The sequence below is a fragment of the Streptomyces sp. NPDC051133 genome, assembly GCF_040682635.1.
GTDB lineage: Bacteria > Actinomycetota > Actinomycetes > Streptomycetales > Streptomycetaceae > Streptomyces.
This window is the reverse complement of sequence record NZ_JBFBBK010000252.1, coordinates 1-1132: the sequence shown is the minus strand read 5'-3', so window position 1 is coordinate 1132 and position 1132 is coordinate 1. Positions and strand designations below refer to the sequence as shown.

The 1132-nt window shown below is 71.0% G+C and carries 1 pseudogene; it reads left to right on the top strand.

Going from position 1 to position 1132, the window contains the following annotated elements:
* Nucleotides 1-192: 192 nt before the first annotated feature.
* Nucleotides 193-1132, top strand: a pseudogene (locus tag AB0N17_RS46835) (polyketide synthase); the annotation flags it as partial.

The window sequence follows — 1132 nt, the reverse complement described above, 5'->3', positions numbered from 1 at the left end:
GGCGCGTCCGAGGAGATCAGCAGCAGCCCGCTGTCGGGGTCGGCGAGCAGCAGCCGGTCGTCGCTGCCGTCCGCCATCGGCGGACACACCAAGACCGGCGCCTACAACCCGCAGGACCTCAGCAGCGGCCTGATCTCGGCCTTCGGCCGCTTTCGCACCGTCCCCGCCTTCCGCTATCTCAATGCCGCTCCGGTGGACTGGGTCAGTCGCGTCGCCGTGGCCGCGGTCTGCGAGCCCGACGCCTGGGGCTATGACTACAACCTCACCGGTGTACCCAGCACTCTCGACGACGTCGTCAGGGACATGGCGCTCGGCGGTATGCACGTCCGCGTGCAGGACTGGGAGGAGTGGCGCACCGATGCTGTGGCCCGTCTGGAGGCCGACCCGGTGCCGGAACTTGCCTTCCTGAGCCGGGTGTTGCAGAGCCCGACCGCGCTGAAGCTGTGCGAGGCGACTCTCACAGGGCCGGCCGCCGACGGCGAACGCACCGCCGCACTCGTAGCCGCACTCGGACTCGCACCTGCGGCGCGCTACGACGCCCAGGCCCAGCTTCGGACGTTCGAGCGACTTGCGGAGGACGGCCTCGCCCGGCTGCCGCACAAGGACGACCAGCCCTACCTGTGGTTCTCGGAGACGATCGAGGGCAGCGTGGGCCCGGTCGGCGCTCAGCCCGATACCCCCTGCTCCATGGCGCTCACGCTTTCCATCGCGAGCATGTACCAGCTGGTGAGGGAGCGCCGTATCGATGTGACCGGTGAGCTCCTCTGCACGGCCGTCCACGCGCAGCCGCTGACCGTCGAGCAGGGTGACGTCTGGATCCGTCCCGAGGAAGGCATCCCCCGGCAGCACGGCCTCGGGCACCAGCTCCTGCGCTACCGGCTGCGGTTGCGCGACGCCGACGGCGGCCACTGGTGGCTGGAGGGACACAAGCACGCCCGGGCCCGCCGTGACCTGTGGCGGCAGACCCGGGCGCTGACAGTGGAGATCGGCCGCGAGGGCGAGGCGGCGAGCCTCGTGGGCGACGTCGTCGTGCCCGCCGAGTCCTACGTCCGCGACCAGATCGACGGGATCAGGGTCGATCCGCGGCTGACCGGGCCGGAGAAGCGGGCCGCCAAGCTGACCTGGCTCGCCT